The organism is uncultured Gimesia sp. (assembly GCF_937910335.1).
Classification (GTDB): Bacteria; Planctomycetota; Planctomycetia; order Planctomycetales; family Planctomycetaceae; genus Gimesia.
Window position 1 is genome coordinate 1 of sequence record NZ_CALEMX010000618.1, and the last position, 8,839, is coordinate 8,839.

6 protein-coding genes are annotated in these 8,839 nt (G+C 44.5%); 2 read left to right on the plus strand and 4 right to left on the minus strand.

Annotation, left to right across the window (positions count from 1 at the left end):
• Positions 1–78: 78 nt before the first annotated feature.
• The 4 genes from Q0668_RS25405 to Q0668_RS25420 form a co-directional block, all read right to left on the minus strand.
• Positions 79–585, minus strand: coding sequence for a YbaN family protein (locus Q0668_RS25405; protein WP_298869367.1), 507 nt, complete (start codon positions 583–585; stop codon positions 79–81).
• A 151-nt stretch (positions 586–736) separates the two neighbouring features.
• Positions 737–1,777: a TauD/TfdA family dioxygenase gene (locus tag Q0668_RS25410; protein ID WP_298869368.1), complete on the minus strand. Its 1,041-nt coding sequence runs from the start codon at positions 1,775–1,777 to the stop codon at positions 737–739.
• Positions 1,778–1,917: 140 nt separating this feature from the next.
• A complete protein-coding gene (locus tag Q0668_RS25415; protein ID WP_298869369.1) occupies positions 1,918–3,957 on the minus strand; it encodes a PAS domain-containing protein in 2,040 nt (679 codons plus the stop codon).
• A 561-nt stretch (positions 3,958–4,518) separates the two neighbouring features.
• Entirely contained in the window at positions 4,519–4,998 is a 480-nt protein-coding gene (locus tag Q0668_RS25420) for a hypothetical protein (RefSeq protein ID WP_298869370.1), read from the minus strand.
• A gap of 302 nt (positions 4,999–5,300) precedes the next feature.
• Between Q0668_RS25420 and Q0668_RS25425 the strand changes: the two genes are divergently transcribed.
• Both Q0668_RS25425 and Q0668_RS25430 read left to right on the plus strand, forming a co-directional pair.
• The gene (locus Q0668_RS25425) at positions 5,301–7,412 is read left to right on the plus strand and encodes an FAD-dependent oxidoreductase (protein ID WP_298869371.1); all 2,112 of its coding nucleotides are present in this window, start codon (positions 5,301–5,303) and stop codon (positions 7,410–7,412) included.
• Between the two features lie 45 nt (positions 7,413–7,457).
• The coding region (locus tag Q0668_RS25430) for a pectate lyase (RefSeq protein WP_298869372.1) at positions 7,458–8,839 on the plus strand (1,382 nt) is incomplete at its 3' end.

The window sequence follows — 8,839 nt, forward strand, 5'->3', positions numbered from 1 at the left end:
TGGCGCAAATTACGTGCCAAAGCGAGGGAAGTCATCTGGGAAATGCGGGATAAAGAGATTTCACTGGGTCTGCCAGCTTCAGTTAAGGCGAGGCAGGCGTACGATAACCAGAATTCCAATACTGGCAAGCACTACCAGGACAACTTTGAATGTCATAGAAAGCGGTGTGAAAATTAAGGTTGCCAGAATGATAACGATGACGATCGAGATGGCCTGGATTTTGACACTCAGCCGAACACCACCATCCTGTTGCCAGTCTTTTAAGACTTCTCCTAAAATCGGAGATCGCAATAATGCGCGATTTAATCGAGGTGAGGTTCTGATTAGAAAATAACTTGTTAACAACAGAAACGGAGTTGTTGGCAGCACGGGCAGTGCGACACCGAGGGCTCCCAGAACAAAGAACAGGGCAGCCAGAAAGAGATAAAGGAATTTCTTAACACCGGTTACTGTGGGAACCGAAGTGTCATCCAGTGTATCGAGAAACGCAGGATGGATTTCGTCGAATGCGATTCTCTCAATCGTCAAACCTTTAGGCTCGGCTTCTTCGGAGTTTTTTTTGTGTGGTTGAGAATCTCGGATCATGGAATCCTGGAATCCTGGATCTGAATTAAATGCTGGTATGATGGATGAATCTCAAATTTTAGCGGAAATCTACTTTATTACAAAGGTTGATTTCAACAGATACATGTCTGAGGTAAAGCCCGCAATCATGTGGTCTTGGAGTCGATTCGTTTTAATGGGTTGGTTGCATTCCTCCACGTATTGAACCGGCAGCCGTCTTGCCATAGTTGTCTGCAAACATTGGATCCAGAGGGCGACTGTTGGGAACAGATAACCAGGCACGTAACAGGTGCCGTTTTAAATTAGGTTCATCCGCATCTTGGAAATCATCGCGTCGATGAAACGTAACCCAGTTATTGAGAAACAGTAGATCTCCCGGTTCCTGACGAAATCGGACACTCATTTCCGGAGACTCTGCCAGAGCTTCCAGTTGGTTCATCGCGTCTCGCTGGGCTTGTGTCATCTCTGGCAGATCGGGAGCAGCGTAAGCACGTTCAATGAGTACTCGCAAGAAACTGCCTGCAAAATGCCCTTCCTGCACCGAAAAGATGGGTTGCTGACAATAGGGCTTTTGATTCCCTCTATCTACATTATGCCTTAAATAATAAAAAGGCTGCAACAGCACCTTTGTAAGATCAGGCCAGCGTTCACGCATTTCATTAAAGAGCGAAACGGAACTGACCAGTTGATTGTCCCCGCCAGAAACAGCCTGTTGAATACACAGAAACCCGATCACATCACAACGATCAGTATGAAAGCTGAGTCTTTTGCGAGTATTTGGTCCACGTGCCTGAGCCTGGCCGACCTGATACCCTTCGTCTCTAACGTGAAAGATTTTTTCTCCCTTGGCACTTTGCGAGACAGGAGTCCCCAGATGAATCGAAATCAGATAAAACAAACTCTCTCGTTCTGCTGCAGAATAGTTATCGACGGGAAGACGTTTTAACTGACATGCTCCAGAGCCATATTCCAGTCGATCTTGTATCTGATGTAAAACGGGGCCCAGCCTCGGAAGTGGAAATCGTTCTTTCGTAATTTGATCAAAAGACAGGTTTTCAGAAAAGATGACGTGTAATGCTCCCTGTAGATCATGGAGATGGTCTGCATTTAATTTGATCATCCAGTCTTCGCGCTGGAATAGCTCATTGCCCTTCCAGGCTGCAGGAATCAGAAAAGGGCCGGGCAGTTGGCTGGGATTTGGTATCTGACTCACTCTTTCCGCGCTCCTGTTAGATCCGATTTCACCATGAACGGTTGAAATTCCATCTTAACAGAAAGAAAACGGAGTGAGAAGTTGAAGGAAGTAACTTTGATTCTGAGTTGGCAGACAGAGTAGATTTTTCTCGCGGTAATCTAATGATCGGTAGTTGTCAAATTCCCAGAATTCAATTTATTGATCAGTGGGAACTTCGGACCAGAAGTCTTTTTAGAATGCGTTTTGAGATTTGAATTGATGACGGTGATCCATTCATTGCTCTTGATTGGTTTTTTGAGATATTCATTGCAGCCAACATCAAGACACTTTTGACGGTCATTCGCAATTTCATGTGCAGTATGTGCTATGATTGGATTGGTATATCCCATGGAACGCAACTTACGAGTCGTATCATAACCATCAAGTTCGGGCATCTGAATATCCATTAAGATCAGGTCATACTGGTCATCCAGTGAATTTCCTTGCATCTGATATTCTTGAAATTCATTGATTGCTTTTTGTCCATTTTCGACAATGGAAATATCTGCTCCTGCTTTTGTCAGCAGGAACTTAATCAAATTTTGAGTGTCGATACTGTCTTCGACAAGCAGAATTCGGCAGTTCTGTTTTGTGTTATCGAGAGTTGAATTGCGAGTTTTATTTTGAGAAAGTTTCGTGGATTTCAAAACAGGTTTTGTAGTGATCTGGTCGAAAATTCCAGTGACTATGGAAAATTTCACAGTCGATTCATCTTGATCATGAGAGACTTCGCTGATGCAACCTCCCAGCAACTCAATCAGGTACTTGCTGAATGTGAGGCCCAGTCCTGTGTTCTCACCGAATTGGGGAAAGGTGAGAACAGTCTGATCATAGGAAGAAAATAATTGTTCCCATTCGTCTGATCTAAGGCTGTTTTGTGTGTTAGTCACTGTGAAACTGAAGTGATGCGATCCCTTTTTATCAGGAATACTTTCGATCTCCAGCGTGACGCTTCCTTCTTCTGTCAAGTTAATAATCAGTCCGACAATATTCATCAAAATTTGCTTTAACCGATCCGGATCTGATACGATCGTTTCAGGTAATTCATTGATGCACTCGATGTGGAATTGCACGTTTTGAAATTTTGCTTTTTGATTCAGTAAAGAATGAACCTCTTCAAAAACAGAATAGGGACTGCATTCGGCCAGTTCCAAAAAGTGCAGTGAGTCTTCCTGGCTGGCTTCGATCTTGGAAAGATCGATAAAGGCATTGATTGTATTGAGAAGAGATTCGCCATTGGTGTGGATCGTCTCAGCGGCGTCTCTGATTCTGGGGTCGTCACAGGATTCGATCAGTAGATTCGCAAATCCAAGAATGGAATTGAGCGGCGTGCGAGTTTCATGGCTCATCATACTCAGAAACGCATGTTTGATCTTTTCTGCCTGATTCCGGGATTCATTCAGTTCCTGATCTTCCTTAACGCGAGCATGGATATCAGAAATCAAACTGGTCATTCGCGTGGCAAGTCCATTTGGATTCCGAACGACTTTCGCATATCCCTTGAACCAGCGATATTCTCCTCCTTTTGTCCTTAAGCGGTATTCAATATCGAAAGGCGTGCCATCTGCAAGAGTAAGATTCAAGGCCTGAAAGGTACGCTCATTGTCGTCAGGATGTAACAACTGTTTGAATGTCTCTAAGCTGGGGGCAATTTCCTGATTTTCATAACCAATCAGTTTATAAAATTGGGGGGACCACCATTGTTCGTTAGATTTCAAGTCCATCCAATCCCAGATGCCTTCATTGATATAATTAAAGACAGGCTCAATATGTTCTTGAATTAGTGATGTGTCTTCGTCTTCTCTCTGATTCGGGATTTCTGTGTTTGTGGCAATATAACCGCAAAAAACTCCCGATGAATCCGTGCGAGGAACGGCTTCGCACAAAAACCATCGATAAAGACCATCGTGCCGTTTTAATCGAATTTCGAACTCAAAAGCATTCTCAGTCTGATATGCTGTTTGATACGTATTCTGAAACAGGTCAATGTCATCAGGATGTATGAATTGAAGCCAACCATCATTCATGTTCTGCTGCAATTGACTGTTTGTAAAGTCGAACCAGGCAGAGTTAAAGAAGTCGGCTTTCTGATGCGGGTTTGAAGTCCAGATTAAAACTGGTTGTGTATCTTGAGTTGGTACGCGATCATTTAAAGACATATAATCAATTCTCGTTTTGAATTCCTCAGGCCACTACAATTACTATCGCCTTGAAATAAAAGCGGACATCGATCTTCTAGCCAAAGATTTATGAGACGTGGTTAGCGCAAAGTATAAACGCTCAGTGCAATAAACGTATTTGCACTAATGGGATACAGGTGTGAGTAATTGTGTAGTATGGTATGTATATGTTGAATGATGGAAAAGATGACATAATCGGATTTAAATACTCGTTGACCACAAACTACTGTAACGAATAGTTGAATTACATTAATCATTCGAAACTTGCCGTCAAAGGTAACAGAATACCCCTCCATAAATTTCGACAACGTCATGACAGGAGGTAAATCACTACCGAATTAGGGTTATGATTCACAATCGAGGCAATAAAGAAGTCGTTTCGATTCTCTGAACAATCTTTGAACTTGAAGAGGATGCTACGTGCCATTGAATCTCGCCACTAGGGTAATAAGACACGGGGAGATCAGAGATCGAAACACATAATTTGCAAGTCTTATTGCAAGTTATCATCGTTGTCAGGAATGGTATATTTCACGCGAATCAAATCCAGTTTGAGATAATATCGTTGATCATTTCTTCTTCGAGTGTCTCATGTGCCAGAAGCTGATCCACCAGATCCCCGATGGCAGACCAGAATGTGTCTTTACGGAACATTTGATAAAGAGCCAGTGTTTTTTGCTCCAGGTATTGCAGTCTGGCCTGTCGTTGTTTGATCAGCAGGGACGCTGCTCTCAACGCTTGTTGCCAGTCGCCAGACCACTCACCAACCATTGCAGGGTGAAATGGGTCTCCTGTATGAATCATCTCAGCGACAGGGCCGGCTAAAGAAACGAGAATCGTTTTTTCGAGAAATGTTTTTTCATCGAACACTCCCTCCGGCCAGGAAATCTGTGCATCGCCATATCGCTCCGGACCATCATCCCAGTCAGGATCCACTGTGACCGAATGCACGCGGGCACCGACGTAAACCGCCATCAATACATGGCCTGCTTCATGATAGGCGGTTACTTCTTCTGTCACACTAGGTCCGTTTTTAATTGATAGCGGCGTGTTCGATAAATCTACGGGTTTCTTAATCAACAGATCGTTATTAAACCATTTGATGTATGTTTCAGCAACACAACCTCTCCTGATCTGAAATCAATGAGCGTGAGATGATTCCATAAAATTAGTGAATACAAAGCGTTAATCAAGATCATCGCAAACTGAATGGTTTCGAGCTTTGTGCTTGGTCTCGGACTTCTGTAGAATGAATGATCAAATTATTGAACCCTTTAATTGAGTCACCATCAAATTATTGTCATCCTGGAGAAATTGTACTTATGAGATCGATGCGTCAGTTGATCACTTTTTGTCTGTCTTTATCGGTGTCAGTACAAATCGTTTATGCAGAAAAATATGATGTCGTTGTTTATGGAGGAACATCTGCAGCAGTGACCGCTGCCGTTCAAGCCAAACGCTTAGGAAAGACCGTCGTGATTGTCAGTCCCGATCAACACCTGGGAGGTTTATCAAGTGGTGGTCTCGGTTGGACTGATACAGGCAATAAAGCCGTCATTGGTGGTTTAACGCGAGACTTTTATCATCGCGTCTGGAAGCATTATCAGAAAAAGGATGCCTGGACGTGGCAGAAACAGAACGAGTACGGGGACAAAGGGCAAGGCACTCCTGCTATCGACGGGAAACAGCGAACGATGTGGATCTTTGAGCCGCACGTTGCAGAGCAGGTCTTCGAAGATTTTGTTCGTGAATACCAGATTCCTCTATTTCGAAATGAATGGCTGGATCGAAAGCAGGGCGTGAAAATGTCCGGCAAATATATCACTTCCATTACCACACTCAGCGGCAAAACATTTGCCGGTCGCATGTTTATCGATGCGACCTATGAAGGCGATCTGATGGCAACGGCAGGCGTGAGTTATCATGTTGGTCGTGAAGGAAAAAACGTTTATGGTGAAGAATGGAACGGAGTTCAGACCGGTATTTTGCACCACAAACATCACTTTGGTCCCAAAGCAGTCAAAGAAACGATCAGCGCTTATCGTATGCCCGGAGACACGTCCAGCGGTTTACTGCCGCGCATCAGTGGTGCCAATCCCGGGAAGTACGGCTCCGGCGATGGCAAAATTCAGGCCTATTGTTTCCGCATGTGCCTGACCAATCACGAGGCAAACCGGGTTCCATTCGCCAAACCAGCTGGATATGACGCAGATCGATATGAATTATTACTTCGAATTTATCAGGCAGGCTGGAGAGAAACCTTTGCCAAGTTCGATCCGATTCCCAATTATAAAACGGATACAAATAATCACGGTCCGATGAGCACCGATAACATCGGATATAATTACGATTATCCCGAAGCCTCTTATGATCGCAGAAAAGAAATCATTAAAGAACACGAAACTTATCAAAAAGGCTGGTTGTATTTTATAGCCAATGATCCACGCGTACCGCAAGAAGTGCAACAAAAGATGCGTCAATGGGGACTTGCCAGAGATGAGTTCAAAGACAATGGAAACTGGCCTCATCAACTCTATATTCGCGAAGCCCGGCGGATGGTGGGACAATTTGTGATGACGGAGCATGAGTTGCTCAAAAAACGTCCAACGCCTGATTCGGTTGGTATGGGATCCTATACGATGGATTCCCATAATGTGCAGCGATATGTGACTCCAGAAGGTTTTGTACAGAATGAAGGAGATATCGGCGTTTCCACACATGGTCCTTATAAAATTGCATATGGGAGTCTGGTTCCCAAAAAAGGGGAGTGTGGCAACCTGTTGGTTCCCGTTTGTGTTTCGAGTTCGCATATTGCCTTTGGTTCCATCCGTATGGAACCGGTTTTCATGATTCTGGGACATTCAGCGGCAACTGCAGCGGGCATTGCTTTGGAGCAGAACCTGGACGTGCAGGATGTCCCTTATTCGATGCTCAGCGAAAAACTCTTGAAGGAAGGGCAGATACTGGAAACACCACCCGAAGCGAAATACGGACGTAACGGCGTTGATCCTGCAAAACTGAAAGGTATTGTGATTGACGATTCACAAGCCAGACTCACAGGAGCTTGGGAAACCAGCAGGTCATCCAAAAAGTTCATCGGAACCAGCTATAGTCATGAATCGAACTTACGTGATGGGAAAGCAGCCGCCCGTTTTGAAACGAAGATACCGAAAGCGGGACGTTATGAAGTACGCTTCGCCTATACCCCACATTCCAATCGTAGTTCCAAAGTCAAAATCAAATTAATTCACGCATCAGGGGAAGCAGAACAGACAATCAATCAGAAGAAGATACCTCCGCTGGACGGCGTATTTATTTCTCTGGGAGAATATGAATTTTCGCCAGATCAAACCGCGGTAGTAAAAGTGACCAATGCAAACGCGGATGGTTATGTAATTATCGATGCCGTTCAATGGATTCCCGTTTCTAACTAAGCGAAAATTTTGTAATAAACTTGTCTGTCCTAAATGGAGCCAGTGATGCAAAAGAGAAAAAATTGTTTTCAGATCTTATTTTGTTTTGCACTGACATTGATCGTCGGATTCACAGAGAATTCTTTGCTTGCTGCGGAATCGGTTTCGAAAACGAAGGTAATTCGCGCCATGCGGAATGCAAGTGACTATTACCGCGATCAACTTGCCGTCAGGGGAGGTTACGTTTATTACTATAGTCTCGATAAGCAACATCGTTGGGGCGAAGGCAAAACAGGACCAGATCAGATCTGGGTGCAACCTCCGGGAACGCCTACGGTAGGGATGGCCTATTTAAAAGCTTATCAGGCAACGGGAGATCAATTTTATCTTGACGCCGCGACTGATGCCGCGTTAGCTCTGATATATGGGCAGTTGAAATCCGGAGGCTGGACCAATTCGGTCGAGTTTAACCCAAAGAGTAAACTCACTGCTGCATACCGCAACGGAAAAGGAAAGGGGAAAAATAATTCCACTCTCGATGATGGAATTACCCAGTCAGCAATTCAGTTGTTGATCCACGTTGATCAGGCCCATCAGTTTCAAAATCAAAAGATCCATAATGCCGCTATCGTTGCTTTGAACGCATTGTTGAAAGCACAATATCCGGTAGGTGCTTTTCCTCAAGTGTGGACAGGTCCGGTTGAAAAATATCCCGGCAAAGCAGCAAGCTTTCCTGATTATGACTGGCGTACGGAAGGCCGCATCAAGAATTACTGGGAATGTTATACCCTGAACGATGGCTTGGCCGGTCATGTATCCACTGTATTGATAGAAGCCTATCAAATTTATCAGGAGGAACGATATCGTCAGGCCGTATTAAAACTGGGAGACTTTTTAATCGCTGCCCAACTTCCCGCTCCTCAACCCGCCTGGGCACAACAGTACAATTATGAGATGCAGCCAATTTGGGCCCGCAAATTTGAACCACCGGCAGTTACCTGCGGAGAGTCTCAGGATGTGATTCAAACATTGATGAAAATTTATCGTTTCAGTGGGGACCGAAAATACCTGAAGCCGATTCCAACAGCACTCGCATATCTTAAAAAATCACATTTACCCGATGGTCAACTCGCGCGGTACTACGAACTGAAAACCAATCGACCTCTCTATATGAACCGAAACGGGAAAAAATACAGTCTGACCTATGACGATTCCAATTTACCACGACATTACGGCTGGAAAATTCGATCGCAATGGTCAGCACTGCAACGGGACTATCAGGCGCTCACATCGGGGAAACAACAGAACCCCTCTCACACAGCGAAGCGAGATTTAGGGTCACAGGTTCAAACAATTCTCAATGAACTGGATGATCAGGCACGTTGGATTAGTACCAGTAGTGGGGAACGACTCGTAGGGCAGCCTAAATTCCCGGTCAACAGCCGTTA

What these genes read in the sequence shown, in the direction of transcription:
- Q0668_RS25405 (WP_298869367.1), bottom strand. Translation starts at nt 585, where the DNA reads ATGATCCGAGATTCTCAACCACACAAAAAAAACTCCGAAGAAGCCGAG.
- Q0668_RS25415 (WP_298869369.1), bottom strand. Translation starts at nt 3,957, where the DNA reads ATGTCTTTAAATGATCGCGTACCAACTCAAGATACACAACCAGTTTTA.
- Q0668_RS25425 (WP_298869371.1), top strand. Translation starts at nt 5,301, where the DNA reads ATGAGATCGATGCGTCAGTTGATCACTTTTTGTCTGTCTTTATCGGTG.